The 25,864-nt window shown below is 65.9% G+C and carries 24 protein-coding genes; 16 read left to right on the top strand and 8 right to left on the bottom strand.

Annotation, left to right across the window (positions count from 1 at the left end):
* Positions 1-296 precede the first annotated feature (296 nt).
* Both tkt and gap read left to right on the top strand, forming a co-directional pair.
* Positions 297-2,330 carry a transketolase gene (tkt, locus tag AC10V3_RS17500; RefSeq protein ID WP_022536570.1) on the top strand — a complete coding sequence of 678 codons (2,034 nt, stop codon included), beginning with the start codon at positions 297-299 and terminating at the stop codon, positions 2,328-2,330.
* 84 nt (positions 2,331-2,414) lie between these two features.
* A complete protein-coding gene (gene gap, locus AC10V3_RS17495; RefSeq protein ID WP_022536569.1) occupies positions 2,415-3,413 on the top strand; it encodes a type I glyceraldehyde-3-phosphate dehydrogenase in 999 nt (332 codons plus the stop codon).
* A gap of 66 nt (positions 3,414-3,479) precedes the next feature.
* On the opposite strand, the gene AC10V3_RS17490 is transcribed toward gap, so the two are convergent.
* Positions 3,480-4,109, bottom strand: a complete 630-nt coding sequence (locus AC10V3_RS17490) for a flavin reductase family protein (RefSeq protein ID WP_022536568.1) — start codon at positions 4,107-4,109, stop codon at positions 3,480-3,482.
* 285 nt (positions 4,110-4,394) lie between these two features.
* Here AC10V3_RS17490 and AC10V3_RS17485 point away from each other — a divergent pair, with 285 nt between their 5' ends.
* Entirely contained in the window at positions 4,395-5,390 is a 996-nt protein-coding gene (locus AC10V3_RS17485; RefSeq protein ID WP_022536567.1) for a LysR family transcriptional regulator, read from the top strand.
* A gap of 81 nt (positions 5,391-5,471) precedes the next feature.
* Here the strand turns inward: AC10V3_RS17485 and fur are convergent, their stop codons facing one another.
* Complete coding sequence (gene fur, locus AC10V3_RS17480; protein WP_022536566.1) at positions 5,472-5,903, bottom strand: ferric iron uptake transcriptional regulator; 432 nt, start codon at positions 5,901-5,903, stop codon at positions 5,472-5,474.
* A gap of 233 nt (positions 5,904-6,136) precedes the next feature.
* On the opposite strand from fur, the gene AC10V3_RS17475 reads away from it, so the two are divergent.
* The 9 genes from AC10V3_RS17475 to AC10V3_RS17435 all read left to right on the top strand — a co-directional run bounded on the left by AC10V3_RS17475 (position 6,137) and on the right by AC10V3_RS17435 (position 15,927).
* Positions 6,137-6,781, top strand: a complete 645-nt coding sequence (locus AC10V3_RS17475; RefSeq protein ID WP_022536565.1) for an outer membrane protein assembly factor BamE — start codon at positions 6,137-6,139, stop codon at positions 6,779-6,781.
* A gap of 110 nt (positions 6,782-6,891) precedes the next feature.
* Entirely contained in the window at positions 6,892-7,689 is a 798-nt protein-coding gene (gene dapB, locus AC10V3_RS17470) for a 4-hydroxy-tetrahydrodipicolinate reductase (RefSeq protein ID WP_022536564.1), read from the top strand.
* Between the two features lie 182 nt (positions 7,690-7,871).
* The gene (gene leuS / locus AC10V3_RS17465; RefSeq protein WP_041681153.1) at positions 7,872-10,493 is read left to right on the top strand and encodes a leucine--tRNA ligase; all 2,622 of its coding nucleotides are present in this window, start codon (positions 7,872-7,874) and stop codon (positions 10,491-10,493) included.
* A gap of 39 nt (positions 10,494-10,532) precedes the next feature.
* Entirely contained in the window at positions 10,533-11,048 is a 516-nt protein-coding gene (locus AC10V3_RS17460) for an LPS-assembly lipoprotein LptE (RefSeq protein WP_022536562.1), read from the top strand.
* A 7-nt stretch (positions 11,049-11,055) separates the two neighbouring features.
* Complete coding sequence (gene holA, locus AC10V3_RS17455; protein WP_349607136.1) at positions 11,056-12,114, top strand: DNA polymerase III subunit delta; 1,059 nt, start codon at positions 11,056-11,058, stop codon at positions 12,112-12,114.
* Between the two features lie 92 nt (positions 12,115-12,206).
* The gene (locus AC10V3_RS17450; RefSeq protein WP_022536560.1) at positions 12,207-13,487 is read left to right on the top strand and encodes a glutamate-5-semialdehyde dehydrogenase; all 1,281 of its coding nucleotides are present in this window, start codon (positions 12,207-12,209) and stop codon (positions 13,485-13,487) included.
* 59 nt (positions 13,488-13,546) lie between these two features.
* Positions 13,547-13,969 carry a CopD family protein gene (locus AC10V3_RS17445; protein ID WP_022536559.1) on the top strand — a complete coding sequence of 141 codons (423 nt, stop codon included), beginning with the start codon at positions 13,547-13,549 and terminating at the stop codon, positions 13,967-13,969.
* Positions 13,970-14,004: 35 nt separating this feature from the next.
* Positions 14,005-14,610 (top strand): 2-hydroxychromene-2-carboxylate isomerase, encoded by a 606-nt coding sequence (locus AC10V3_RS17440; RefSeq protein WP_022536558.1) that lies wholly within the window; start codon positions 14,005-14,007, stop codon positions 14,608-14,610.
* Positions 14,611-14,673: 63 nt separating this feature from the next.
* Positions 14,674-15,927, top strand: coding sequence for a THUMP domain-containing class I SAM-dependent RNA methyltransferase (locus tag AC10V3_RS17435; RefSeq protein WP_454752420.1), 1,254 nt, complete (start codon positions 14,674-14,676; stop codon positions 15,925-15,927).
* 15 nt (positions 15,928-15,942) lie between these two features.
* Here AC10V3_RS17435 and AC10V3_RS17430 read toward each other — a convergent pair whose 3' ends face one another.
* From AC10V3_RS17430 to AC10V3_RS17410, 5 genes are all read right to left on the bottom strand, one after another.
* A complete protein-coding gene (locus tag AC10V3_RS17430; protein WP_022536556.1) occupies positions 15,943-16,989 on the bottom strand; it encodes a response regulator in 1,047 nt (348 codons plus the stop codon).
* A 154-nt stretch (positions 16,990-17,143) separates the two neighbouring features.
* Positions 17,144-18,619 carry an NAD(P)(+) transhydrogenase (Re/Si-specific) subunit beta gene (locus AC10V3_RS17425; RefSeq protein ID WP_022536555.1) on the bottom strand — a complete coding sequence of 492 codons (1,476 nt, stop codon included), beginning with the start codon at positions 18,617-18,619 and terminating at the stop codon, positions 17,144-17,146.
* Positions 18,619-18,960 (bottom strand): NAD(P) transhydrogenase subunit alpha part 2, encoded by a 342-nt coding sequence (locus AC10V3_RS17420; RefSeq protein ID WP_022536554.1) that lies wholly within the window; start codon positions 18,958-18,960, stop codon positions 18,619-18,621. The genes AC10V3_RS17425 and AC10V3_RS17420 overlap by 1 nt, the downstream gene beginning before the upstream one ends.
* Positions 18,961-19,133: 173 nt before the next feature.
* Positions 19,134-19,496, bottom strand: coding sequence for an aspartate 1-decarboxylase (panD, locus tag AC10V3_RS17415; RefSeq protein ID WP_012353832.1), 363 nt, complete (start codon positions 19,494-19,496; stop codon positions 19,134-19,136).
* A gap of 60 nt (positions 19,497-19,556) precedes the next feature.
* Positions 19,557-20,678 (bottom strand): Re/Si-specific NAD(P)(+) transhydrogenase subunit alpha, encoded by a 1,122-nt coding sequence (locus tag AC10V3_RS17410; protein WP_022536553.1) that lies wholly within the window; start codon positions 20,676-20,678, stop codon positions 19,557-19,559.
* Between the two features lie 276 nt (positions 20,679-20,954).
* Here AC10V3_RS17410 and AC10V3_RS17405 point away from each other — a divergent pair, with 276 nt between their 5' ends.
* Positions 20,955-21,446 (top strand): NUDIX hydrolase, encoded by a 492-nt coding sequence (locus AC10V3_RS17405; RefSeq protein WP_022536552.1) that lies wholly within the window; start codon positions 20,955-20,957, stop codon positions 21,444-21,446.
* Complete coding sequence (gene mnmA, locus AC10V3_RS17400; protein WP_022536551.1) at positions 21,443-22,528, top strand: tRNA 2-thiouridine(34) synthase MnmA; 1,086 nt, start codon at positions 21,443-21,445, stop codon at positions 22,526-22,528. Before AC10V3_RS17405 ends, mnmA begins: the two co-directional genes overlap by 4 nt.
* A gap of 76 nt (positions 22,529-22,604) precedes the next feature.
* Here mnmA and AC10V3_RS17395 read toward each other — a convergent pair whose 3' ends face one another.
* The gene (locus AC10V3_RS17395; protein WP_022536550.1) at positions 22,605-23,219 is read right to left on the bottom strand and encodes a glutathione S-transferase C-terminal domain-containing protein; all 615 of its coding nucleotides are present in this window, start codon (positions 23,217-23,219) and stop codon (positions 22,605-22,607) included.
* Between the two features lie 352 nt (positions 23,220-23,571).
* Here AC10V3_RS17395 and purB point away from each other — a divergent pair, with 352 nt between their 5' ends.
* Both purB and AC10V3_RS17385 read left to right on the top strand, forming a co-directional pair.
* The gene (gene purB, locus AC10V3_RS17390) at positions 23,572-24,948 is read left to right on the top strand and encodes an adenylosuccinate lyase (protein ID WP_022536549.1); all 1,377 of its coding nucleotides are present in this window, start codon (positions 23,572-23,574) and stop codon (positions 24,946-24,948) included.
* A 298-nt stretch (positions 24,949-25,246) separates the two neighbouring features.
* Positions 25,247-25,801, top strand: a complete 555-nt coding sequence (locus tag AC10V3_RS17385; RefSeq protein WP_022536548.1) for a cytochrome b — start codon at positions 25,247-25,249, stop codon at positions 25,799-25,801.
* Positions 25,802-25,864: the final 63 nt, after the last annotated feature.

The following is a 25,864-nucleotide window of genomic DNA, read 5'->3' as shown; positions in this document are numbered from 1 at the left end:
GCGGCTGGCGCGCCGCGCGGTGCGAGTGTGCATCTTACGCGTGCGGGCTTGCGCTGTCGAAGTGCGGTGCAGCGGCTGGGGCGTCGCTGCATAGGTGGAGTATCAGGCATGTTCACGCTCGGATAGTTCCGACAGGATGGCTGGGGCAGGTGAGCGGCATCGCCGGCACCGGCGGTAGAGCGTCCCACCCACCCGTTAGCCGCGCCGGCCGGTCCGGAAAACCACCTAGCTTCTGCTAAAATTGCGGTTTTCCCGCCGTCAGGCCCACGCCCGCTCACCGTCTCCGTCCAGCCCGCATGTCCGCCCTTGCCCATCCCGCAACAAGTCCTTTTGCTTCCCAGCCCGCCAAGCTGATGGCCGATGCCATCCGCGTGCTTGCCATGGACGCCGTCCAGCAAGCCAATTCCGGCCACCCCGGTGCGCCGATGGGCATGGCAGATATCGCCGTGGCGCTGTGGGGCCGGCACCTGAAGCACAACCCGACCAATCCGCATTGGGCCGACCGCGACCGCTTCGTGCTGTCCAACGGCCACGGCTCGATGCTGATCTACGCGCTGCTGCACCTGACTGGCTATGACCTGCCGGTCGAAGAGCTGAAGAACTTCCGCCAGCTGCACAGCAAGACCGCCGGCCACCCGGAATATGGCATCACCCCGGGCGTGGAAACCACCACCGGCCCGCTCGGCCAGGGCATCACCAACGCGGTCGGCATGGCACTGGCCGAACGCCTGCTGGGTGAAGAATTCAACCGCCCCGGCTTCGACATCGTCAACCACCACACCTATGTCTTCCTGGGCGATGGCTGCCTGATGGAAGGCATCAGCCATGAGGCCTGCTCGCTGGCCGGCACGCTGAAGCTTAATAAGCTAATTGCGCTGTGGGACGACAACGGCATCTCGATCGACGGCGACGTGGTGCACTGGTTTGCCGACGATACCCCGAAGCGTTTCGAAGCCTACGGCTGGAACGTGATCCGCGGCATCGACGGTCATGACGTGACCGCCGTCGACATGGCCATCTCGCAGGCCAGGGCCAGCGACAAGCCGACCCTGATCTGCTGCCGCACCAAGATCGGCAAGGGCGCCCCGAACAAGGAAGGCGGCCACGACGTGCACGGCGCCCCGCTGGGCGGCGCCGAAGTGCTGGCCACGCGCGAGGCGCTGGGCTGGGCCCACGCCCCGTTCGAAGTGCCGGGCGACGTCTACGACGCCTGGGACGCCAAGGCCAACGGCCAGGCGCTGGAGCGCGCCTGGAACGCGCTGTTCGATGCCTACGCCGAGCGCCATCCGTATGAAGCCGGCGAATTCCGCCGCCGCATGAAGGGCGAGCTGCCCGGTTCGTTCGACGCTGCGGTGGAAGCCTTTATCGCCAAGTGCGAGGACAAGGCCGAAACCATCGCCACCCGGAAGGCCAGCCAGAACACCATCGAAGCCGTCGCTCCGGTGCTGCCCGAGTTCCTCGGCGGCTCGGCCGACCTGACCGGCTCGAACCTGACCAACTGGTCGGGCACCAAGCCCGTGCGCGTCGATGGCTGGGGCAACCACATCAACTACGGCGTGCGCGAGTTCGGCATGAGCGCCGTCATGAACGGCATTGCGCTGCATGGTGGCTACATCCCCTACGGTGCGACCTTCCTGACTTTCTCGGATTACAGCCGCAATGCGCTGCGCATGGCGGCGCTGATGAAGATCCGCTCGCTGTTCGTCTTCACCCATGACTCGATCGGCCTCGGCGAAGACGGCCCGACCCACCAGTCGATCGAGCACGTCGCCAGCCTGCGCCTGATCCCGAACATGGACGTCTGGCGTACCGCCGACACCACCGAGACCGCGGTGGCCTGGGCCGAGGCGATCCGCCGCGAGAACGGTCCGAGCTGCCTGATCTTCAGCCGCCAGAACCTGCCGTTCCAGCGCCGCGACGAGGCCACCCGCGCCAATATCGCACGCGGCGGCTACGTGCTGCGCGACAGCGTCAACCCGGACACCGGCCGTCCGGACGCCGTGGTCCTGGCCACCGGCTCGGAAGTCGGCCTGGCCGTCGGCACCGCCGATCAGCTGGCAGCGGAAGGCGTGCACGTGCGCGTGGTCTCGATCCCGGCTACCACCGTGTTCGACAAGCAGGACAGCGCCTACAAGGCCAGCGTGCTGCCGGCCGGCGTGCCGCGCGTGGCCGTCGAGGCGGGAGTGACGGACTTCTGGTGGAAGTACCAGGTCCAAGCGGTGGTGGGCATCGACACCTTTGGTGAATCGGCCCCGGCCGGTGTGCTGTTCAAGCACTTCGGCTTTACCGTCGAGAACGTTGTCCGAACGGTGAAGGACACCCTTATCTAAGCATCCGGGCGCTGGAGCCGCGTGGTGCGCCGCGCGGCCCGTGCGGCGCCCGCCGGTTTCAATCGATCCTCAGGAGAGACAGTCATGACCATCAAGATCGGCATCAACGGCTTCGGCCGCATTGGACGCATGGTGTTCCGCGCCGCCGTCGCCAACTTCAAGGACATCGAAGTCGTTGGCATCAACGACCTGCTGGAACCCGACTACCTGGCGTACATGCTGAAGTACGACTCGGTGCACGGCCGCTTTGACGGCGAAGTGTCGGTCGACGGCAACACCCTGGTCGTCAACGGCAAGAAGATCCGCCTGACCGCGGTCAAGGATCCGGCCGAGCTGAAGTGGGGCGAGATCGGCGCCGACGTGGTGGTCGAGTCGACCGGCATCTTCCTGACCAAGGAAGGCGCGCAGAAGCACCTCGACGCGGGCGCCAGGAAGGTGATCATGTCGGCCCCGTCCAAGGACGACACCCCGATGTTCGTGTACGGCGTGAACCACGAGACGTACAAGGGCGAGGCGATCATCTCCAACGCCAGCTGCACCACCAACTGCCTGGCGCCGGTCGCCAAGGTGCTGAACGACAAGTGGGGCATCAAGCGCGGCCTGATGACCACCGTGCACGCCGCCACCGCCACCCAGAAGACCGTTGACGGCCCGTCCAACAAGGACTGGCGCGGCGGCCGCGGTATCCTGGAAAACATCATCCCGTCGTCGACGGGTGCTGCCAAGGCCGTGGGCGTGGTGATCCCGCAACTGAACAAGAAGCTGACCGGCATGTCGTTCCGCGTGCCGACCTCGGACGTGTCGGTGGTCGACCTGACCGTCGAGCTGGAAAAGCCGGCCACGTACGAAGAAATCTGCGCCGAGATGAAGGCCCAGAGCCAGGGCGCGCTGAAGGGCGTGCTGGGCTACACCGAAGACAAGGTCGTTGCCACGGACTTCCGCGGCGATGCCCGCACCTCGATCTTCGACGCCGAAGCCGGCATCGCGCTGGACGGCACCTTCATCAAGGTCGTGAGCTGGTACGACAATGAGTGGGGCTACTCGAACAAGGTGCTGGAAATGGTTCGCGTCGCGGCCAAGTAACCCTGCAGTCTTGCGGAATGAAAAACGCGCCTTCGGGCGCGTTTTTCTTTTTGCACAAGCGGGATATCAGCCGGCCGGGCGGGGCGCCAGCGGCCGCGCATCGACCGCCGCGCCATCGACCAGGAAATGGCCGCCGGCCACGTGGTGGATGGTGCGCAGTCCGTCATGCCCGTCGAAATGCCAGCGCCCGTTGCTGAACACGCGCGAGTCCGCCTGTGCGGCGACGACCTCGCCGAGGAACAGGTCGTAGGTCTGCTGTGTGGCTGGCTCGTGCAGCAGCCGGCATTCCAGCCAGGCGGCGCAGCCCTCGAGCAGCGGCGCGCCGACCGTCATGCCAGTGAAAGTCCCTAGCCCGTAAGCGTCGAACTTGTCGGTACCATCCTGCTCCATCAGCGCCAGGCCGGAGCTCGAGCCGAGCGTCTCGGTCAGGTCGACCTGGCTCACGGTAGGCACCTGCAGCACGAATTCGCCGCTCTCTTCCAACAGCTTGCGGGTCCAGGTGCTCTTGTCCAGCACCACCGCCACCTTGGGTGGAGAGAAATCCAGCGGCATGGCCCAGGCGGCGGCCATGATATTGCGCTTGCCGCCGGCTGCGGCACTGACCAGCACGGTCGGGCCGTGATTGAGCAGGCGATAGGCTTTCGGCAGTTCGACGGGAAGGCGGAAATGTGCGGGAGCGGGCGCGGGGTCGGACATGATGTCGTCAGAAAAGAATGATAAAAATGGAAGACCGATCGTCAATATACCCCCACCGTATATTGGTTGCTGGAGTCCGGAAATTGTCCCTATATGCAGGCAATACCCTAAAAATTTCCGCATTTTTCAGAAAAATGACCTCGACAGTCACTTCGAAAATGCCGAATTTGCTTTCCGAGCTTGTTTTTTCCTCTTACACTATTAAGACGTCGTTGAAATCTGATGTGCAGCCAGCGCAAGTGGTGGGGCCATCTTTGCTAAGAAAAATCTGACCGGGGCCTGATCATGGTGAACGTAGACACAAAGCTTTTAGTGATCTTCACCGAGCTGCTGAGTAAGCGGAACGCCACTTACGTCGCGGAAAAAATGCATATGACTGCGCCCGCGGTGTCGCATTCGCTGGGCAGGCTGCGCGAAATCTTTGACGATCCACTCTTCATCCGCGTTCCGCACGGCCTTACGCCGACGCCGCGCGCGCTCGAGCTGGGCCCCAAGATCCGCGACATGCTGGACCTGTGGTCGTCGATTAACGAGGGTGACGCGGACAATTTCGATCCGGCCATCGCCACCGGCACGCTGAGCATCGGCTTTGCCGCTGAGCTCGGCGATACCGTATTTAACCGCTTCGTGCTGCGCATCAAGCAACTGGCGCCGGACCTGCATATCAAGCTGGTCGAGTCCCATTCCTGGGAAACCGACGTGGCTTCGATGCGCGCCAATGAGCTCGACCTGGCATTTTCGCCGTTCCCGACCCGGCATCCGGAAATCGTCGAGGAGATGGTGACGTCGCTGAACCTGTGGGTTTGCGCGCGCAAGAATCATCCAGTACTGAAGAACCACTGCACGCTCGAGCAATACCTGGATTGTGGCCATATCTTCATGGCGCATTCCGGTGGTGCGGGGCGCCCGGCGCCGTCGCTGATCCCGCTCGACTACGCGCTGCAGCAGCGCGGGCTCAAGCGCAACGCGACGCTGACCGTGCATTCCTGGCGCGCCCAGGCCGAGTTGGCCGCGCAGACCGACATGATCTTCACGGTCAACGCGCTGACCAAGGACATGGCCTGCGAGACCTACGGGCTGAAGGCCTTCCATCTGCCAGCGGAGCTGAACACAACACTGGGCCTGAACATGTTCTGGCACCGCAGCCGCAATACCCACCCGATGCTGGTGTGGGCGCGCAGCCTGTTCCGCCAGGTGGTGGGTGAGTTCGTCGGCCTGCCGCCGGCACGTCCGGCGCGCGTGGTGACCGAGCAGGATCTGCAGGACCTGCAGGCGCCCTGAGCGGGGCTCGTGGCCATAAAAAAACCGGCGCCAGGCGCCGGTTTTTTTATGGCCGTCATCTCCCGCGAGGGGCGTGCCGGCTTATCGTTTGGGTCTGTGGGGACAGTTTGTTTTGGTGCAGTTGCCGTACAGCGAAAGTGCGTGTTCCTGCAAGGTAAAGCCGCGCTCGCGCGCGATGCTTTGCTGGCGGTGCTCGATCTCGGAATCGAAGAATTCCTCAACACGGCCGCAGTCGAGGCACACCAGATGGTCATGGTGCTTGCCTTCGTTGAGTTCGAAAATCGCCTTTCCCGATTCGAAGTTGTTGCGCGACAGCAGGCCAGCCTGCTCGAACTGCGTCAGCACGCGGTAAACGGTGGCCAGGCCGATATCCATATGCTCGTTCAGCAGGATACGGTAGACGTCTTCCGCGCTCAGGTGCCGCTGTTCGCTGGTCTGAAAAATTTCAAGAATCTTCAGCCTGGGCACGGTTGCCTTCAGGCCGATGTTCTTGAGGTCAGCCGGACTCGGCATGGGCGTGACTCCCTAGAGTACAATGTCTCGATAGTTGAATCATAAGGGTTTTGGCAGCAAAAGTCGCCCGCGGCCGTGATGTCCGAGCCAGGCATCCCGCGCCAGGCAGCGTTGCCTTCCCATGTGGTTGCCGCGGCAGGCGCCCCGTGCGCATGTGGTGCAACCGGCGCATCTGGCGCCTGCGTTGTTCCGGCCCGCGGCACTTTTCCTTTCCCTCCCCGGAAGCGAGATACATGCGTTATACCCGTTCGTCCGCCATGCGCCCGACGCTGGTTGTTTCCCTGCTGGCCGCGGCCCTGCTGGCCGGCGCCTGTTCGGCCTACGATTCCACCTCGCGCAAGGTAGCCAACGCCATCACGCCGTACCGGATCAATATTGTGCAGGGCAACTTTGTCTCGCGCGAAGCCGCCTCGCAGTTGCGCGAAGGCATGACGCGCGACCAAGTCAAGTTCCTGCTCGGCACGCCGCTGCTGACCGATGTGTTCCACGCCAACCGCTGGGACTACGTGTTTTCGTTCCGCCGCGGCAATGCCTCGGTGGTACAGCAGCGCCGCTATACGGTGTTCTTCGATGGCGACCGGCTGGTCAAGTTTGGCGGCGACGAGCTGCCCTCCGAATACGAGCTGATCGCCGAAATCGACGGCATGAAGAAGGCGCTGAAGGACCAGACGCCGGGCAAGATCTCCACCACCAGCGCGGCGACCGCCCAGGCCGAGCCGCAGACCACGGTGGAGAACTTCGTGCCGCGGCAGGTACAGCAGCCTGCGCCGGAAGCGGCCGCGGGGGCAGCGGCTCCGGCGGCTGAAGCTGCCGCACCGGCAGCCGCCGCCCCGGCACCGGCCAGCGTGCCGGCCGAGGCCGCCAAGCCGGCCAACTGATCCGCCGCATGGCGCGCCGGCAGCGGCGCGCCCCAGTTTTCCGGGCCGGTCAGGCATGACCGGCTCGTTCACTTTCCGCGCATTGCGCACATTCCGCTGAGCCAGACACCATGAACATCGCCATCGCAGGCGCATCCGGCCGCATGGGCCGCATGCTGATCGAACACGTGCTGAACACCGAGGGCGTGAGCCTGGCGGGCGCGCTCGACGTGCCGGGATCGCCGGCGCTGGGCCAGGACGCGGGCCTGCTGCTGGGCCGCCATACCGGCGTGGCCATCACCGCCGACGTGGAAGCCTGCCTGAAGGGGGCCGACTGCCTGATCGACTTCACCCGTCCCGAAGGCACGCTGGCGCACCTGGAAGTGGCAAAGAAGCTGGGCGTGAAGATGGTGATCGGCACCACCGGCTTCGACGACGCCGGCAAGTCCGCGCTGGCCGAGGGCGCGAAGTCGGTCGGCATCGTCTTTGCCGCGAACATGAGCGTGGGCGTAAATGCCACCTTCAAGCTGCTGGAAGTGGCGGCCAAGCTGCTGTCGAGCGGCTATGACATCGAGGTGATCGAGGCCCACCACCGCTTCAAGGTCGATGCCCCGTCCGGCACCGCGCTGAAAATGGGCGAAGTGATCGCCGATGCGCTCGGGCGCGACCTGAAGACCTGCGCCGTCTATGCCCGCGAAGGCCATACCGGCGAGCGCGATCCCAATTCGATCGGCTTTGCCACCGTGCGCGGCGGCGATATCGTCGGAGACCATACCGTGATGTTCGCCGGCATCGGCGAGCGCATCGAGATCAGCCACAAGTCGTCCAGCCGCCAGTCGTATGCCGACGGTGCCGTGCGCGCCGCCCGTTTCCTGGCCGACAAGCCCACCGGCCTGTTCGACATGCAGGACGTGCTCGGCCTGAAGTAAGGCGCAGCCGTGAGGCGCACGGGCCGCAAGCCGGCCTGCGCCCACGGTTATAATCGACTGCTTTCGCATTGCACGTTGGCGGGCGCCGCGCAGCTGGCGTCCGCTGCCCACATTCCAACGATTCCCCCGGATGCCGGCAGGCCAGTAGCCGCGCAGACGTTGTCCTGACTGTTGTCCCGACCATGCAAGACAAATACCTTCCTTCCGCCGTTGAACAAGCCGCCCAGCAGCACTGGCAAGCCATCGACGCCTATCGCGTGTCGGAGCATGCAGCCGGGCCCGACGGCAAGGAAAAGCCCAAGTTCTATGCCTGCTCGATGCTGCCGTATCCGTCGGGCAAGCTGCATATGGGCCATGTACGCAACTACACCATCAACGACGTGATGGCGCGCTACCTGCGCATGAACGGCAACAACGTGCTGATGCCGATGGGCTGGGACGCCTTCGGCATGCCGGCGGAAAACGCCGCGCTCAACAACGCTGTGGCACCGGCGGCCTGGACCTACGACAACATCGCTTACATGAAGAAGCAGATGCAGTCGATGGGCCTGGCGATCGACTGGTCGCGCGAAGTCGCCACCTGCAGCCCGGACTATTACCGCTGGAACCAGTGGCTGTTCCTGAAGATGCTGGAAAAGGGCATCGCCTACCGCAAGACCGGCACCGTCAACTGGGATCCGGTAGACCAGACCGTGCTGGCCAACGAGCAGGTCATCGACGGCCGCGGCTGGCGCTCGGGCGCGGTGGTGGAAAAGCGCGAGATCCCGATGTACTACCTGCGCATCACCGACTATGCGGAGGAGCTGCTGGGCGACCTCGACGGCCTCGGCTGGCCCGAGCGCGTCAAGGTGATGCAGCAGAACTGGATCGGCAAGAGCGTGGGCGTGCGCTTTGCCTTCACCCATGACATCCCGGGCGAGGACGGCAAGCCGATCAACGACGGCAAGCTGTACGTGTTCACCACGCGCGCCGACACCATCATGGGCGTGACCTTCTGCGCGGTCGCTGCCGAGCACCCGCTGGCCACGCACGCTGCCGTGAACAACCCCGAACTGGCTGCCTTCATCGACGAATGCAAGCACGGCTCGGTCATGGAAGCCGACATGGCGACCATGGAGAAGAAGGGCATGCCGACCGGGCTGCAGGTCGTGCACCCGCTGACCGGCGACAATGTCGACGTATGGGTCGGCAACTACGTGCTGATGAGCTACGGTGACGGCGCCGTGATGGGCGTGCCGGCGCACGACGAGCGCGACTTTGCTTTCGCGCTCAAGTACAAGCTGCCAATCCGGCAGGTCATCGACGTGAAGGGCCAGCCGTATTCGACCGAAGCCTGGCAGGAGTGGTACGCCGACAAGGAAAACGGTACCTGCATCCATAGCGGCAAGTACGACGGCCTCGGCTACCAGGCCGCGGTCGAGGCGATCGCCGCCGACCTGGGCGCCAAGGGCCTGGGCGAGAAGAAGGTGACCTGGCGCCTGCGCGACTGGGGCATTTCGCGCCAGCGCTACTGGGGCACGCCGATCCCGCTGATCCACTGCGACAGCTGCGGCGTGGTGCCGGTGCCGGAGCGGGACCTGCCGGTGGTGCTGCCCGAAGACCTGGTGCCGGACGGCACCGGCAATCCGCTGGCCAAGGATCCGCGCTTCCTGCAGTGCGCCTGCCCGTCGTGCGGCCAGCCGGCGCGCCGCGAGACCGACACGATGGATACCTTCATCGATTCGTGCTGGTACTACATGCGCTATACGTGCCCGGACGCGGCCACCATGGTCGATGCCCGCAACGACTACTGGATGCCGATGGACCAGTACATCGGCGGCATCGAGCACGCGATCCTGCACCTGCTGTACGCGCGCTTCTGGACCAAGGTCATGCGCGACATGGGCCTGGTCAAGTTCGACGAGCCCTTTACCAACCTGCTGACGCAGGGCATGGTGCTCAACGAGACCTACTATCGCGAGGACGCCTCGGGCAAGAAGCACTGGTACAACCCCGCCGAGGTCGACCTGCGCACCGACGAGCGTGGCCGCCCGCTGGGCGCCACGCTGAAGGCCGACGGCCAGCCGGTGGTGATCGGCGGCATCGAGAAGATGTCGAAGTCCAAGAACAATGGCATCGACCCGCAGGCGCTGATCGACCAGTACGGCGCCGATACCGCGCGCCTCTTTGTGATGTTCGCCGCGCCGCCCGAGCAGCAGCTCGAGTGGAGTGGTTCGGGCGTGGAGGGCGCATCGCGCTTCCTGCGCCGCGTGTGGAACTACGGTTATGCCAACGCTGCCGCGCTGCGCGACGGTGCCGGCAGCGCGCCGACGGCCGACGATGCCGACCTGCGCCGCGAGATCCACGGCGTGCTCAAGCAGGCCAACTACGACTACCAGCGCATCCAGTACAACACCGTGGTCTCCGCCACGATGAAGATGCTGAACGCGCTGGACGACGCCAAGAACGCTTCGCCGGCCGCGCGCCGCGAGTGCTTCGGCATCCTGCTGCGCGTGCTGTACCCGGTGGTGCCGCATATTACCCACGGCCTGTGGGAGCAGCTGGGCTACGTGGCCGAAGCCGGCGACCTGCTTGACGCGCCGTGGCCGCAGGTCGACGAAGCCGCGCTGGTGCGCAGCGAGATCGAACTGGTGCTGCAGGTCAATGGCAAGGTGCGCGGCAGCATCACCGTGCCGGCCGACGCCGACCGCGCCGCCATCGAGGCGGTTGCTGCCGCCAGCGAGACCGTGGCCAAGTTTGCCGAAGGCAAGGCGCCCAAGAAGATCGTGGTCGTGCCCGGCCGCCTGGTCAACGTTGTGTTGTAAGGGCCTGGAGCCCGGTAAGCGCGAAAGGAATCGCCAAGAATGAAGCGACTGAACATGGGGCGCCGCAAGGTGCTCGCGGCAATGCTGGCGGTGCCGGCAATGGGCCTGCTGGCCGGCTGCGGCTTCCACATGCGCGGCAACGCGGATTTCGCGTTCAAGCGGCTCTATATCGGGATTCCGCCCAATTCGCTGATGGGCGCCGACCTGCGTCGCGCCATCCGCGGCGGGTCTGACACCCAGGTGGTGGCAGACCAGAAGGAAGCCGACGCGCTGCTGGACGTGCTGCAGGACAGCCGCACCAAGTCGATCCTGTCGATTACGACCGAAGGCGTGGTGCGCGAATACCGCCTGACACAGCGCTTCGTCTTCCGGCTGCGCGACGCCGCCGGCAAGGAACTGATCCCGCCGTCGCAGCTGGTACTGACGCGCGACCTGACCTACAACGAAGCCAACACGCTGGCCAAGGACTACGAAGAACAGCAGCTGTACCGCGACATGCAACGCGATATCGTGCAGCAGCTGATGCGCCGGCTGGCCGCCGTCAAGGCCATCTGACCAACGCATGCAACTCAAGCTCGACGGGCTCGACGCACACCTGAAGCAGGCCAAGGCCAAGGGCCTGGCGCCGCTGTACGTGGTGTACGGCGACGAGCACCTGCTGGTGCTGGAAGCGGTCGACCGCCTGCGTGCGGCGGCGCGCGAAGCCGGCTTTTCCGAGCGCGAGGTGCTGGCGGCCGAACGCGGCTTCCACTGGGGCCAGCTGGTCGAGGCGCAGCAGTCGATGTCGCTGTTTGGCGACCGCAAGATCGTCGAGCTGCGCATTCCCTCGGGCAAGCCCGGCAAGGACGGCGGCGAGGCGCTGCGCGCCGTGGCGGCGCAGCCGTCGCCCGACGTGGTGCTCATCGTCACGCTGCCGCGCCTGGATTTCGCCACTTCCAAGTCCGCGTGGTTTCAGGCGCTCGAGGGCGCCGGCGTGTCGATCAAGGTCGACACGGTGGACCGCACCCGGCTGCCGGCCTGGGTCGGCGAGCGGCTGGCGCTGCAGCAGCAGCGCGTCGAGGGCGGCGAGCCCGGGCGGCGCGCGCTGCAGTTCATCGCCGACAAGGTGGAAGGCAACCTGCTGGCCGCGCACCAGGAAATCCAGAAGCTAGGGCTGCTGTACCCGCCAGGCGAACTGAGCTTCGACCAGGTCCAGGACGCGGTGCTGAACGTGGCCCGCTACGACGTCTTCAAGCTGTCCGAGGCGATGCTTTCGGGCGATGTGCCGCGCCTGGTGCGCATGCTCGAAGGGCTGCGCGGCGAGGGCGAGGCCACGGTGCTGGTGCTGTGGGCGCTGACCGAGGAAATTCGCGTATTATCCAAGGTCCGGCAAGGCCTCGCGGCCGGCAAGCCGGCGGGCGTACTGATGCGCGAGCTGCGCGTCTGGGGCCCGCGCGAGCGGCTGGTGCCGCAGGCCGCGCAGCGGCTGGCGCAGCCACGGCTGGAAGCGGCGCTGGCCATGGCCGCGCGGCTGGACCGGCAGGTCAAGGGCCTGTCCGACCTGCCGCCACCGGGCAGCAGCGCGCTGCCGGCCGAGCCATGGGACGGCCTGCAGCAGCTGGCGCTGATGATCGCACGCTGAGGGTTTGCTCCCCTGAAGGTTTGTTCCCCTCTCGCGCCGTGCGGGAGAGGGGAGGAACACACACACTGACGGCCATCCCCAAGGCCACGAACATGAACGAGCTCGACCTCAACCAATACATGGACCGCGTCGGCCGCCAGGCCCGCGCGGCGTCGCGCGCGATGGCGCGTGCCTCCACGGCCGACAAGAACCGTGCGCTGCTGACCATCGCTGCCGCTATCCGCCGCGATGCCGACAAGCTCAAGGCCGTCAACGCGCGCGATGTCGAGCGCGCCCGCGCCAACGGCCAGGACGCCGCCTTCGTCGACCGCCTGACGCTGTCGGACAAGGCCATTGCCACCATGGCCGCGGGCCTGGAGCAGATCGCCGGGCTGGCCGACCCGATCGGCGAGATCTCGAACATGAAGTTCCGCCCGACCGGCATCCAGGTCGGCCAGATGCGCGTGCCGCTGGGCGTGATCGGCATCATCTATGAGTCGCGCCCCAACGTGACCATCGACGCGGCGGCGCTGTGCCTGAAGTCGGGCAACGCCACCATCCTGCGCGGCGGCTCCGAGGCGATCGAATCGAACACCGCGCTGGCCGCGCTGGTGGCCGAAGGCCTGGCCGAAGCCGGGCTGCCGTCCGAGGCCGTGCAGGTGATCGGGACCACCGACCGCGCCGCCGTCGGCCGTCTCATCACCATGACCGAGTACGTCGACGTGATCGTGCCGCGCGGCGGCAAGAGCCTGATCGCGCGCCTGATGGAAGAAGCGCGCGTGCCGATGATCAAGCACCTGGATGGCATCTGTCACGTCTATATCGACGCCGATGCCGACCTCGACAAGGCCGTGCGCGTCTGCGACAACGCCAAGACCCAGCGCTACGCCCCGTGCAACACCATGGAGACGCTGCTGGTGTCGCAGGACATCGCTGCCGCCGCGCTGCCGCCGCTGTGCCGCATCTACCAGGACAAGGGCGTCGAACTGCGCGTATGCCCGGCCACCCGCGCCACGCTGGAAGCCGCTGGCTTCACCGGCCTGGTCGATGCCGCTGAGGAAGACTGGCGCCTGGAATACCTCGCGCCGATCCTCGCCATCAAGACCGTGGCGGGACTGGACGAGGCCATCGCCCATATCAACGAATACGGCTCGCACCATACCGACTCGATCATCACCGAGAACTACTCGACGGGCATGCGCTTTATCCGCGAAGTCGACTCCGCCAGCGTGATGATCAACGCCTCGACGCGCTTTGCCGATGGCTTCGAGTATGGCCTGGGCGCGGAGATCGGCATCTCCAACGACAAGCTGCACGCGCGTGGCCCGGTCGGGCTGGAAGGGCTGACTTCGTTGAAGTACGTGGTCTTCGGGCACGGCGAAATCCGCACCTGACTTACGTGCGTACCGCGCGCCAACAACAATAACAACCGTTCTCGAACGTCTCCCTCCCGATGCTCTGGGTTAAAGCGCTGCATATCGTCTTCGTCGTTTCATGGTTCGCCGGCCTGTTCTACCTGCCGCGCATCTTCGTCAACCTGGCGCTGGAGACCGACGCCGCCAGCACACAGCGACTGTTGCTGATGGCGCGCAAGCTGTTCCGCTTCATGACCATGCTGGCGGTGCCGGCGCTGGTGTTCGGGCTGTGGCTGTACCTGGGCTACGGCATCGGTCGCGGCGCGGGGCAGGGATGGATGCACGCCAAGCTGGGGCTGGTGCTGGTGCTGATCGGCTACCACCACGGCTGCGGCGTGCTGCTGCGCAAGTTCGAGGCGGGACGCAATACGCGCTCCCACAAGTTTTATCGCTGGTTCAACGAGCTGCCGGTGCTGGTGCTGCTGGCGGTGGTGATCCTGGTGGTGGTCAAGCCGTTCTGAGCCTGACCATCGCCAAACATTGTTGCGAGACTGAGATGAGCAAGCTGGTCGACTACTACCTGACGCCGCAGTCGCCGTTCGTCTACCTGGGCCATGCCCGCTTCACGGCCATCGCCGAGCGGCACGGCGCGCAGGTGAACCTGAAGCCGTGCGACCTAGGCAAGGTGTTTTCCGTTTCGGGCGGCGTGCCGCTGGCCCAGCGCCCGCCGCAGCGCCAGGCCTACCGGCTGGTGGAACTGGCGCGCTGGAGCGAATTCCTCGGCGTGCCGCTGCACCCGCAGCCGACTTTCTTCCCGGTGTCGGGTGACGCGGCCAGCAAGCTGCTCATCGCGGCGCAGCTCGCGCACGGCACCGCGCGTGCGATGCAGCTGACCGGCGCCATCGGCGCGGCGGTGTGGGCGCAGCAGCGCAATATCGCCGATGCCGCCACGCTGGCGCAGATCGCCGGCGAGACCGGCCTGGACGGCGCCAGCCTGCTCAAGGCCAGCGAGGCGCAGTCTGTGCAGGCGGCCTATGCGCAGAACACGCAGGATGCGATCTCGGCCGGCGTGTTCGGTGCGCCGTGGTATGTATATGACGGCCTGGCCCACTGGGGCCAGGACCGGCTCGACTTCCTCGACCGCGCGCTGGCGGCGGCGTGATCTAAGCTATCGGATATGTCCCGTCCGCTACGGCGGACGTTTTTGTTTGCAGGAAACCCACACATGACCCAAGCCTTCTTTGCCCCTTGCCCGCGCGGCCTGGAGAGCGCGCTCGCCGAAGAACTGCGCGAGATTGCCGTCCGGCCCGGCATGGCCGCGCTGGCGCCGTTCACGGTGCACCAGGAAGTGCCCGGCGGGGTCAACTTCTCGGGCGAGATGGCCGCCGCCTACGCGGTCAACCTGCATTCGCGCATCGCCAGCCGCGTGCTGATGCGGGTGGCCGCGCGCGGCTACCGGCATGAGGACGACATCTATACGCTGGCGCGCGGCGTGCGCTGGGAGCAGTGGTTCTCGCCGGATGAGTCGCTGCGCGTGGATATCACCTCGCACAAGTCGCCGCTGCGCAGCCTGAATTTCACCGCGCTGCGGGTCAAGGACGGCGTCTGCGACGCCATGCGCGAACGCCTGGGGGCGCGCCCGAGCGTCGACACCGTCAGCCCGGATGTGCGCATCTATGCCCACCTGACCGAGCGCGACTGCACGCTGTACCTGGACACCACCGGCGAGCCGCTATTCAAGCGCGGCTGGCGCACCGAGAAGGGCGAGGCGCCGCTGAAGGAAAACCTGGCCGCCGGCATCCTGCGCCTGGCGGGCTGGGTGCCGGGCCAGACCTTCCAGCCGTTCTACGACCCAATGTGCGGCAGCGGCACGTTCCTGATCGAAGCCGCGCAGGTAGCGCTGGGCATCGCGCCGGGCGGCAGCCGCAGCTTTGCCTTCGAATGGCTCAAGGGCGTCGACACCAAGGCCTGGCAGAAGCTCAAGACCGACGCGCAGCGCGCACGCATGCTGGCTTCGGCCGATGAACTGCAGGTGGTCGGGTCGGACATCTCCACCGACATGCTGGCGATCACGCGCGCCAACTGGGAACGCGCAGGCCTGCCGGGCGAGGCGCGCACCAAGCAGGTCGACGCGCGCTTTATCCAGCCGCCTTACGAAGAGCCGGGTTTGCTGCTGATGAACCCGCCGTACGGGGAACGGATCGCGGTGCGCGGGCAGCGCCGCACGCCGGAGGAAGAGGCGCCGCGCGACGAGGTGGAAGAGGCCGCCGCGAACCAGTTCGCCAGCGCATTCGCCACCACGCTCAAGCAGCATTTCGCGGGCTGGCAGGCGTGGGTCTTTACCGGCGACCTGAATTTCCCGCGCCGGCTGCGGCTCAAGGAATCGCGCCGCACGCCGCTGTACAACGGCAATATCGAATGTCGGCTGTTCCGCTTTGACATGGTGCGCGGCGCCAACCGGGCGCCGCAGGCGGACTGAGCGGCGGGGCCGCCGTCAGGGGCGCTTGCGCCCCGTCATCGCCTCAGGGTTGCGCGCCAGGTCGGCCAGGAAGCCTTGCAGGCTGACCACCGGCTCCTGCAGCAGGTGGCGCGGCAGGTCGAACAGTGCGTAGAAGAACTCTTCGTTGCCTTCGCAGTGCTCGGCTGGCAGGCAATATTGCTCCCAGTCGATGCAGGCCGGCGTGTACATGCCGTTGCCCGGCCAGAAGAACGGCACCAGCCGGCCTTCGCGCAGGCCTTCGATCAGCGCGGCTGGGGCGTCGTAGGCCTCGGCCGATTCCACCTGGGTCATCAGTCCCGCGCGGGTCTCGATCACCATCAGCGTGGCATGGCCCTGCGCGGTCAGCATCAGGATGCCGGCCGGGTTGGGGTACAGGTAATACTCGACAAAGCCATAGCGCGCGGTGATCTGGCGCACGCGCTCGGTCATGGCGGGGTCGGACAGGAACGAGAACGAATGCCGCGTCAGCAGCTCGCGCAGCGTGCGCGACAGCGTGGCGAAGTACGCGTGCTGCATTGCATCGATTTCCTGGTCCAGCCGCTCCACCATATTGCTGTCGTGCTTCTTCACGTAGCGGTCGATCAGCCCGTGGTTGAAGCCCTGCACGGCGATGCTCTCGTCCGCGGTGCCGGTCAGCAGGATGGTCTTGCACGGCAGGTCCTGCAACGCCTGGCAGAACTCCAGCCCGTCCATCTGCGGCATCGAATAGTCGACCACGATCACGCCCGGTTGCAGGAAGCGGTTGACGTCGTGGATCTGGCGGTAGATGCGGTCGATGTCGAGCTGCACCGTGCGGCGCTCGGTCAGGAAGGTCAGGTCGTCGTGGGTGACGCGCACCGGCAGGAAGCCCGGGAAGCGGGTGGCGTAGGCCTCCCGGATCCATTGCAGCGCTTCGCGCGGGTCGGTGAAGGTGATGACCGCGCGCGAGGCATCCATCTGGAACGCCAGGCTGTCGATGAACGATTTGCTGTCATCGACCAGGACGGTCAGCACCGGGTGATGGAAGACCGACAGATTCCTGTCGTGCGGGTTGAAGGTCATGGTGCGTTGGCCTCGGGGCCGGCGGGCAGGGTTCGGCGCAAACGGCAAGCCTGTGTGCGCATTCGCAGGCCAGTATAGCGCGCCGTGGCTGCCTTGCAAGGCACGGCGCCGCAGGCGGCCGGGGAGGCCCCCGGCGCCCGCGGGCGGGGCGGTCTCAGTCGACCGCCTTGAACATGTCCTCGACCACCTTCTTGGCGTCGCCGAACACCATCATGGTCTTGTCCATGTAGAACAGCTCGTTGTCCAGCCCGGCATAGCCGGCCGCCATCGAGCGCTTGTTGACGATGATGGTCTTGGCCTTGTACGCCTCCAGGATCGGCATGCCGGCGATCGGTGACTTGGGGTCGTTCTTGGCCGCCGGGTTGACCACGTCGTTGGCGCCCAGCACCAGCACCACGTCGGCCTGGCCGAACTCGCTGTTGATGTCTTCCATTTCGAAGACCTGGTCGTACGGCACCTCGGCCTCGGCCAGCAGCACGTTCATATGGCCCGGCATGCGGCCCGCCACCGGGTGGATCGCGTATTTCACGGTCACGCCCTTTTCCGCCAGCTTCTCGGTCAGTTCCTTGAGCGCGTGTTGGGCGCGCGCAACGGCCAGGCCGTAGCCCGGCACGATGATGACCGTTTCGGCGTTGCCCATCAGGAAGGCGGCATCGTCGGCCGAACCGGACTTCACGTTGCGCTGCGCCTGCGTGCCGGCGGCTGCCCCAGCCGACGCGTCGCCGCCGAAGCCGCCCAGCAGCACGTTGAAGAACGAGCGGTTCATCGCCCGGCACATGATGTATGACAGGATCGCGCCGGAGGAACCCACCAGTGAGCCAGCGATGATCAGCATCGGGTTGTTCAGCGAGAAGCCGATGCCCGCCGCCGCCCAGCCCGAGTACGAGTTCAGCATCGACACCACCACCGGCATGTCGGCGCCGCCGATCGGGATGATGATGGTCACGCCCAGCACGAAGGCGATCGCCAGCATGATCAGGAACGGCAGCCACGCCTGCGACATGAAGAAGATGATGCCGAAGCCGACCATCGCCACCGCCAGCAGCAGGTTCAGCCAGTGCTGGCCGGCAAACACCACCGGCGCGCCCTGGAACAGGCGGAACTTGTAGCGTCCGGCCAGCTTGCCGAAGGCGATCACCGAGCCCGAGAAGGTGATGGCGCCGACAAAGCAGCCGATGAAGAGCTCGATGCGGTTGCCCAGCGGGATCAGGTGCGAGCCCGCCGGCGCGATGCCGAACGCGGCCGGCTCGGCCACCGCCGCCACGGCGATGAAGACCGCGGCCAGACCGATCAGCGAGTGCATCGCCGCGACCAGTTCCGGCATCTTGGTCATCTGGACCTTCCTGGCTACGTAGGCGCCGATGCCGCCGCCCACCACCAGCGCGGCGAAAATCAGCGCGAGGCCCGTGCCCACCGACGACTGGGCCGTGCCGGCCGCCAGAAAATCATTCTTGAGCTTGATAATCAGGACCAGCGTGGTCACCACCGCAATCGCCATGCCGATCATGCCGAAGGCATTGCCCTTGCGCGCCGAAGCCGGGTGGGACAGGCCCTTGAGCGCCTGGATAAAGCAGACCGAGGCCACCAGGTAGAGCAGGGTGACGAGGTTCATGCTGACGAGACCGGTCATCACGCACCCTCCCTGGCCAGCGCCTGCTTGGCCTCAGGGGCCTTGGCCTTCGGCTCTTTCTTCTTGAACATCTCCAGCATGCGCTGGGTGACCAGGAAGCCGCCGAACACATTGACCGCGGCCAGTGCCACCGCCAGCGTGCCCATCACGCGCCCGACCCCGCCTTCGGTCAGGCCCGCGGCGAGCATCGCGCCGACAATGATGATGGCCGAGATCGCGTTGGTCACCGCCATCAGGGGTGTATGCAGGGCCGGCGTGACCGTCCAGACCACGTGGTAACCCACGTAGATCGCCAGCACGAAGATGATCAGGTTGATCACCGTGTGGTTCACCATCTCCATCGACTTCTCCTCCGTTGCTTTGAATCCGGGATGCCGCGCGTTTTACTGAATTCTTATTGCTGTATTGCGAACGACCAGGATGGCGCCCCGCTGTCAGCGGGTGCCAAGGATCATTGGCTCTGAATGACCCATTTCGTGCCCCCTCTCCCGCTTGCGGGAGAGGGGAGAAAACCTCAGACTTTCTTGATTTCCTTGATGCCGTTCTTCTCGTTCACCAGGATGACCTTGGGCTTGTACGTGGCGATTTCCTCGTCGGTCATCGGCGCGTAGGTGCAGATGATCAGCTGGTCGCCCAGGTGCGCACGGCGCGCCGCGGCGCCATTCAGCGAGATCTCGCCGCTGCCGCGCTCGCCCTTGATGATGTAGGTGGAGAAGCGCTCGCCGTTGTTCACGTTGTACAGCTCGATCTTCTCGAACTCCTTCATGTCGGCAGCGTCCAGCAGGTCCTGGTCGATGCCGCACGAACCCTCGTAGTTGAGGTCCGCCTGCGTCACGGTGACGCGGTGGAGCTTGGCGCGGAGCATGATGCGTTGCATGGGTGATACGTCCTTATATGTAAAGCGAAAGCTGGTGGGCGCGCCCGGCGCCCCGTGAAATCACGCCGCCTCTCGCACGACCTGGCCGTCCCTGCACATCAGGCAAGCGGCGACGATGTCGTCCTCAAGGTTCAGCGTGTACTGGCCGTCCTTGTCGATGACCAGCTTGAGGAAGTCCAGCACGTTGCGCGCGTACAGCGCCGAGGCGTCCGCCCCGACCATGCTGGCGAGGTTGGTGTGTCCGATCAGCACGACGCCGTGGCGTTCGACCACTTCGTCGGCCACCGTCAGCGGGCAGTTGCCGCCTTGCGCGGCGGCCAGGTCGACCACCACCGAGCCCGGCTTCATCTGTTGCACGGTCGCTTCCTGCAGCAGCACCGGCGCCTTGCGGCCGGGGATCAGTGCGGTGGTGATGACGATGTCGGCCTGGATCGCGCGCTGGTGCACCAGTTCGGCCTGGCGCTTCATCCAGTCCGGCGGCATCGGGCGCGCATAGCCGCCCACGCCCTGCGCAATCTCGCGCTCTTCGTCGGTGAGGAAGGGGACGTCGAGGAACTTGCCGCCGAGCGATTCGATCTGTTCCTTGACCGCGGGGCGCACGTCGGAGGCTTCGATGACCGCGCCCAGCCGCTTGGCGGTGGCGATGGCCTGCAGGCCAGCCACGCCGGCGCCGAGGATCAGCACGCGCGCCGCCTTGACGGTGCCCGCGGCGGTCATCAGCATCGGCATGAAGCGCTGGTAGTGGTGCGCGGCCACCAGCACGGCCTTGTAGCCGGCAATGTTGGCCTGCGACGACAGCACGTCCATGCTCTGCGCGCGCGTGGTGCGGGGGGCGGCTTCCAGGGCAAAGGCGGTGATGTTCGCGGCGGACATGCGCGCGTTGTTCTCGGCATCGAAGGGATTGAGCATGCCGACCAGCACGGCGCCCGGCTTCATCTGCGCCAGTTCGGCCGCTTCGGGTGCGCGCACCTTGAGCACCAGCTGCGCGCCGAGTGCCTCGGCGGCGGTGCCGATGGTGGCGCCGACCGCCTCATACGCGCCGTCCGGCTGGCTGGCGCGCACGCCAGCGCCGGCCTGGACCACGACCTTGTGGCCCTGGGCGACGTATTTCTTGACGGTCTCCGGGGTGGCGGCGACACGAGTCTCGCCGGCCCGCGTCTCCTGCGGGATGCCGATGTACATCGTCAATTTCTCCTTTAGCTGGCGTCGTATCTGGTTGGGCGGGCCGACGTCTGGCCCATTGCGCGTCGCAATGGCTCATCCGCAGCGCACAATTTTTTCGCAGCTTACAGGATTCTGACGTTCAATGGTGACCGGCCGGTCGGGTTTTGAGGGTGGCGCCAAGCGGGCGTTTCGGCGCCCGCAGGGTGCCTGATGTGGCGCAGGTTGCGGGGTTCGCGGCGCTGCAGGATAGGCCGGCAACCGGTAGAATGCGGGATTGCCTAAAAATTGAGCATCATGTCAAGTGATTGGAATGCCAGCGTGACCGTTGCCGCCGTGATCGAGCGCGGCGGCCGTTTCCTGCTGGTGGAAGAGGAAACCGCGGACGGGCTGCGGCTGAACCAGCCCGCCGGCCACCTGGACCCGGGTGAAAGCCTGATCCGCGCCGTCATCCGCGAAACGCTGGAAGAAACCGCGCACACCTTCGAGCCGCGCGCGCTGCTGGGCTGCTATATGGGCCGATCGCTGTCGTCGCGCACCGGCTCGGACGTGACCTATGTGCGCTTTGCCTTTACCGGCGACCTGGGCTCGCTCGACGCGGGCCGCCAACTCGATACCGGCATCGTGCGCACAGTGTGGATGAGCGCGGAGGAACTGCGCGCCTGCCAGGAACGCCACCGTTCGCCGCTGGTGATGGCCTGCGTCGACGACTACCTGGCCGGCAAGCGCTATGCGCTGGACGCGCTGTACACGCATCCGTCGGTGCTGGAAGTTGGAGCGCAGCCGTGAGCGGGAAGGAAAAGCGCGTTGTCGTCGGCATGTCGGGCGGGGTCGATTCGTCGGTCACCGCGTGGCTGCTCAAGCAGCAGGGCTACGAGGTCATCGGCCTGTTCATGAAGAACTGGGAGGACGATGACGACAGCGAGTACTGCTCCACGCGCCAGGACTGGCTCGACGTGGTGTCGGTGGCCGACCTGATCGGCGTCGACGTGGAGGCGGTCAACTTCGCCGCCGAGTACAAGGACCGCGTCTTTGCCGATTTCTTGCGCGAGTACTCCGCCGGGCGCACGCCCAATCCAGACGTGCTGTGCAATGCCGAGATCAAGTTCAAGGCCTTCCTCGACCATGCGATGTCGCTCGGCGCGGAAACCATCGCCACCGGCCACTATGCGCGCGTGCGCCAGAATGCGGCGGGCAAGTTTGAGCTGCTCAAGGCACTGGACCACACCAAGGACCAAAGCTATTTCCTGCACCGGCTGAACCAGGCGCAGCTGTCGCGCACGCTGTTCCCGCTGGGCGAGATCCCTAAGACGCGCGTGCGCGAGATCGCTGCCGAAATCGGCCTGCCCAACGCGAAGAAGAAAGACTCCACCGGTATCTGCTTTATCGGCGAGCGCCCGTTCCGCGATTTCCTGAACCGCTACCTGCCGACCAGGCCGGGCCCGATGGAGACGCCGGACGGCAAGGTCGTGGGCGAGCATATCGGGCTGGCGTTCTACACGCTGGGCCAGCGCAAGGGCATCGGGCTGGGCGGCAGCCGCGACGGCAATGGCGACGCCTGGTACGTGGCGCGCAAGGATATGGCGAACAATACGCTTTACGTGGTGCAGGGCCACGACCATCCGTGGCTGCTGACGCCGGTGCTGAATGCGTCGGACCTGTCGTGGGTGGCAGGCGAGCCGCCGGCGGCAGGTGCGGCGATGGCGGCCAAGACGCGCTACCGCCAGAGCGATGCGGCCTGCACGGTGCGGGCGGTGGAGGGCGATGCGCTGACGCTCGGATTTGCCGAGGCGCAGTGGGCGGTGACGCCCGGCCAGTCCGCGGTGCTGTACGACGGCGACGTGTGCCTGGGCGGCGGCATCATCCAGTAACCGCTGGCCGAAGAAAGAAAAACACCCGCACGTACCGGGAGCACGTAGCGGGTGTTTTTTCGTGAACCGTTGCGCCTCAGCCGCGCGGCGGTTCCGTATCGATGAAGGACTGCCGCTTGGACAGCTTTTCTTCCAGCGCCGCCAGGTTTGCATGACGCTCGCGCCAGGCGATCTCGGGGAAGCGGAAGTCCAGGTAGGACAGCGCGCAGCCCACCGCCACATCGGCCAGCGAATAATGCGTGCCCGTGCAGAAGGGCTTGTCGGCCAGGCCGTTGGCCATCGCCACCAGCGCCGCCTCGATCTTGCCGCGCTGGCGCTGCACCCAGCGCTCGCTGCGCTCGTGCGCCTCGCGCTGGGTTGCCTCCAGGCGCACCAGCAGCGCGGCGTCGAGCAGGCCGTCGGCCAGCGCTTCCCAGCAGCGCACTTCCAGCCGCTCGCGCCCGCCTTGCGGAATCATGCGGCTGACCGGCGTCAGCGTATCGACATACTCGACGATCACGCGCGAATCGAAGATCGCGCCGCCGTCTTCCATGACCAGGCACGGCACCTTGCCGAGCGGGTTGAATTGGCCGATCTTCGTCTCGGGCGACCAGACGTCCTCTTCGATCATCTGGTAGTCAATTTTCTTTTCCGCCATCACCACGCGCACCTTGCGCGCGTAGGGACTGGTTCGGGACGCATACAGCTTCATGTTCTCCCCTTGAGCGTGTTATGAAGTGCATCGTCGCTCCGTGGCAGCGGCGGCGGGGCGCGCCTGCTGGCCCGATGCACTTCATAACAGGCTAATGGAACGGCGAGCGCGAGTATACCCGCGGCGCAAGGCGAATGCGGGCTCGCGCACCGATGCCCCAAGGCGGCACTTGACCGCTGCCCCGGAGTGGGGGCGGGGGTGGTAAAATCCCGCGTTGCGCAGCGCCGGCGGTCCGCTCCGTGCGGCGCATCGGGCGCTTTTCCGATCCCCTTCCGATTCAACGCTTGCAGCGCGCCAGCCCCCGCGGCGCGACCCGTACGTCCCCTTTTTCCTCCCTTTCCCGGTTTCCAGCATGACCTCCTCTTCGCTTTCGCCGCTCACCGCCCTGTCTCCGATCGATGGCCGCTACGCCGCCAAGGCCGACGCGCTGCGCGAATGGCTGTCCGAGGCGGCCTTCATGCGCAACCGCGTCAAGGTCGAGGTGCACTGGCTGATCGCGCTGGCGCAGGCCGGCCTGCCCGACATGCCGAAGTTCTCGGCCGCCTCCGAGGCCGCGCTGCTGGCGCTGGTGGACAAGTTCAGCGAGGCCGACGCCGCTCGCATCAAGGAAATCGAAGCCGTCACCAATCATGACGTGAAGGCCGTCGAGTACTGGCTCAAGGAACAGGTCAAGGGCAATGCCGAGCTGGAAGCCGCCAGCGAGTTCATCCACTTCGCCTGCACCTCGGAAGACATCAACAACACCTCGCACGGCATGATGCTCAAGGGCGCTCGCGAGGCCGTGGTGGTGCCGGCGCTCAAGCGCGTGCACGCCCGCCTGGTTGAGTTGGCCAAGCTCAATGCAACGCAGCCGATGCTGTCGCGCACCCACGGCCAGCCGGCCAGCCCGACCACGCTGGGCAAGGAAATGGCCAACGTGGCCGCGCGCCTGGCGCGCGCGATCCAGCGCATCGAGCAGGTCGAGCTGCTGGGCAAGATGAACGGCGCGGTGGGCAACTACAACGCGCACCTGTCGGCCTACCCGACCTTCGACTGGGAAGCGTTCTCCAAGCAGGTGATCGAGACCCGCCTGGGCCTGACCTTCAACCCGTACACCATCCAGATCGAGCCGCACGACTACATGGCCGAGCTGTTCGACGCGGTCGCCCGCGCCAACACCATCCTGCTCGACCTGAACCGCGACGTCTGGGGCTATATCTCGCTGGGCTACTTCAAGCAGAAGACCAAGGCCGGCGAAATCGGCTCGTCGACCATGCCGCACAAGGTCAACCCGATCGACTTCGAAAACTCTGAAGGCAACCTGGGCCTGGCCAACGCCGTGCTGCGCCACCTGTCGGAGAAGCTGCCGGTGTCGCGCTGGCAGCGCGACCTGACCGACTCGACCGTGCTGCGCAATATCGGCGTGGCCTTCGGCTACAGCCTGCTGGCGTACGAGGCCTGCCTGCGCGGCCTGGGCAAGCTGGAAACCAATCCCGAGCGCCTGGACGAAGACCTCGACAACTGCTGGGAAGTGCTGGCCGAGCCGGTGCAGACCGTGATGCGCCGCTTTGGCGTGCCCAACCCGTATGAGCAGCTCAAGGAGCTGACCCGCGGCAAGGGCATCTCGCGCGAGGCGCTGCAGACCTTTATCAACGGCCTGGCGATCCCGGACGACGCCAAGAAGCTGCTGCTGGAGATGACGCCCGCCAGCTATATCGGCAAGGCCGTGGTGCTGGCCGAGCGCATCTGACGCAAGCCCCCGGCCCCCCACTGGGGCCGCAGCCGCAAGCAAAGAGCCATCCGCGAGGATGGCTCTTTGCCTTCCGGGGCCGCCGTGCAGGGCAGCGCACGCGGCCGCGCTGCGGCTTTGTGCCGCTTGCGGCTGAATGTCGCTTCAAAGCATTTGAATAACTTAATGAAGGACTGTCCTGCACCGGCGCACATCCGAGCGCAATAATGCGAGAATCCTAAGCACACGGGCGGGCTGGCTCCCGTCGGTGTCGTCCCCAAAATTGTGAAAGGCCCGTGACACGGGCGAGAGGAATCCGATGCGTTCTACCGCCAATGCCCCGACCGGCTACGGTGCCACTGCGATCGCCTTGCACTGGCTGGTCGCGCTGGCCATCTTTGCTGCGTTCGGGCTCGGCCTGTACATGACCGGCATTCCGGGGCTGACGCCGACCAAGCTCAAGCTCTACTCGTGGCACAAGTGGCTGGGCGTGACCATCTTTGCGATCGCCGTGCTGCGCGTACTGTGGCGTGCAACGCACCCGGCGCCGGCTGTCGCGCCCGGCACACCGGCCTGGCAGGCCAAGGCCGCCACCGGCGCGCATCACCTGCTGTACGTGCTGATCCTGGTGGTGCCCATCACCGGCTACCTGTACAGCCTGGCCGCCGGCGTGCCGGTGGTCTACCTGGGCCTGTGGAAGATGCCGGTACTGCTGGAGAAGAACGACGAACTGAAGGAAGTGCTCAAGTTTGCCCATGTCTGGCTGAACTACCTGATGGCGGCCGTGGTCTTCGTCCATGCGGCGGCGGCGGTCAAGCACCAGTTCGTCGACCGCGACGGCACGCTGGGCCGGATGCTGCCGTTCCTGCGCTGATCTGCGCTAACCGAACTATTTTCCGTACCGCGGCGCGTTGCGCCGACCCTGACAGGAGTCATT

The sequence above is a fragment of the Cupriavidus sp. PB-02 genome (assembly GCF_058252315.1).
The sequence above is the reverse complement of the archived record's forward strand: the minus strand, read 5'-3'. Positions and strand labels throughout refer to the sequence as shown.

What these genes read in the sequence shown, in the direction of transcription:
- tkt (WP_022536570.1), top strand. Translation starts at nt 297, where the DNA reads ATGTCCGCCCTTGCCCATCCCGCAACAAGTCCTTTTGCTTCCCAGCCC.
- gap (WP_022536569.1), top strand. Translation starts at nt 2,415, where the DNA reads ATGACCATCAAGATCGGCATCAACGGCTTCGGCCGCATTGGACGCATG.
- AC10V3_RS17490 (WP_022536568.1), bottom strand. Translation starts at nt 4,109, where the DNA reads ATGTCCGACCCCGCGCCCGCTCCCGCACATTTCCGCCTTCCCGTCGAA.
- AC10V3_RS17485 (WP_022536567.1), top strand. Translation starts at nt 4,395, where the DNA reads ATGGTGAACGTAGACACAAAGCTTTTAGTGATCTTCACCGAGCTGCTG.
- fur (WP_022536566.1), bottom strand. Translation starts at nt 5,903, where the DNA reads ATGCCGAGTCCGGCTGACCTCAAGAACATCGGCCTGAAGGCAACCGTG.
- AC10V3_RS17475 (WP_022536565.1), top strand. Translation starts at nt 6,137, where the DNA reads ATGCGTTATACCCGTTCGTCCGCCATGCGCCCGACGCTGGTTGTTTCC.
- dapB (WP_022536564.1), top strand. Translation starts at nt 6,892, where the DNA reads ATGAACATCGCCATCGCAGGCGCATCCGGCCGCATGGGCCGCATGCTG.
- leuS (WP_041681153.1), top strand. Translation starts at nt 7,872, where the DNA reads ATGCAAGACAAATACCTTCCTTCCGCCGTTGAACAAGCCGCCCAGCAG.
- AC10V3_RS17460 (WP_022536562.1), top strand. Translation starts at nt 10,533, where the DNA reads ATGAAGCGACTGAACATGGGGCGCCGCAAGGTGCTCGCGGCAATGCTG.
- holA (WP_349607136.1), top strand. Translation starts at nt 11,056, where the DNA reads ATGCAACTCAAGCTCGACGGGCTCGACGCACACCTGAAGCAGGCCAAG.
- AC10V3_RS17450 (WP_022536560.1), top strand. Translation starts at nt 12,207, where the DNA reads ATGAACGAGCTCGACCTCAACCAATACATGGACCGCGTCGGCCGCCAG.
- AC10V3_RS17445 (WP_022536559.1), top strand. Translation starts at nt 13,547, where the DNA reads ATGCTCTGGGTTAAAGCGCTGCATATCGTCTTCGTCGTTTCATGGTTC.
- AC10V3_RS17440 (WP_022536558.1), top strand. Translation starts at nt 14,005, where the DNA reads ATGAGCAAGCTGGTCGACTACTACCTGACGCCGCAGTCGCCGTTCGTC.
- AC10V3_RS17435 (WP_454752420.1), top strand. Translation starts at nt 14,674, where the DNA reads ATGACCCAAGCCTTCTTTGCCCCTTGCCCGCGCGGCCTGGAGAGCGCG.
- AC10V3_RS17430 (WP_022536556.1), bottom strand. Translation starts at nt 16,989, where the DNA reads ATGACCTTCAACCCGCACGACAGGAATCTGTCGGTCTTCCATCACCCG.
- AC10V3_RS17425 (WP_022536555.1), bottom strand. Translation starts at nt 18,619, where the DNA reads ATGACCGGTCTCGTCAGCATGAACCTCGTCACCCTGCTCTACCTGGTG.
- AC10V3_RS17420 (WP_022536554.1), bottom strand. Translation starts at nt 18,960, where the DNA reads ATGGAGATGGTGAACCACACGGTGATCAACCTGATCATCTTCGTGCTG.
- panD (WP_012353832.1), bottom strand. Translation starts at nt 19,496, where the DNA reads ATGCAACGCATCATGCTCCGCGCCAAGCTCCACCGCGTCACCGTGACG.
- AC10V3_RS17410 (WP_022536553.1), bottom strand. Translation starts at nt 20,678, where the DNA reads ATGTACATCGGCATCCCGCAGGAGACGCGGGCCGGCGAGACTCGTGTC.
- AC10V3_RS17405 (WP_022536552.1), top strand. Translation starts at nt 20,955, where the DNA reads ATGTCAAGTGATTGGAATGCCAGCGTGACCGTTGCCGCCGTGATCGAG.
- AC10V3_RS17395 (WP_022536550.1), bottom strand. Translation starts at nt 23,219, where the DNA reads ATGAAGCTGTATGCGTCCCGAACCAGTCCCTACGCGCGCAAGGTGCGC.
- purB (WP_022536549.1), top strand. Translation starts at nt 23,572, where the DNA reads ATGACCTCCTCTTCGCTTTCGCCGCTCACCGCCCTGTCTCCGATCGAT.
- AC10V3_RS17385 (WP_022536548.1), top strand. Translation starts at nt 25,247, where the DNA reads ATGCGTTCTACCGCCAATGCCCCGACCGGCTACGGTGCCACTGCGATC.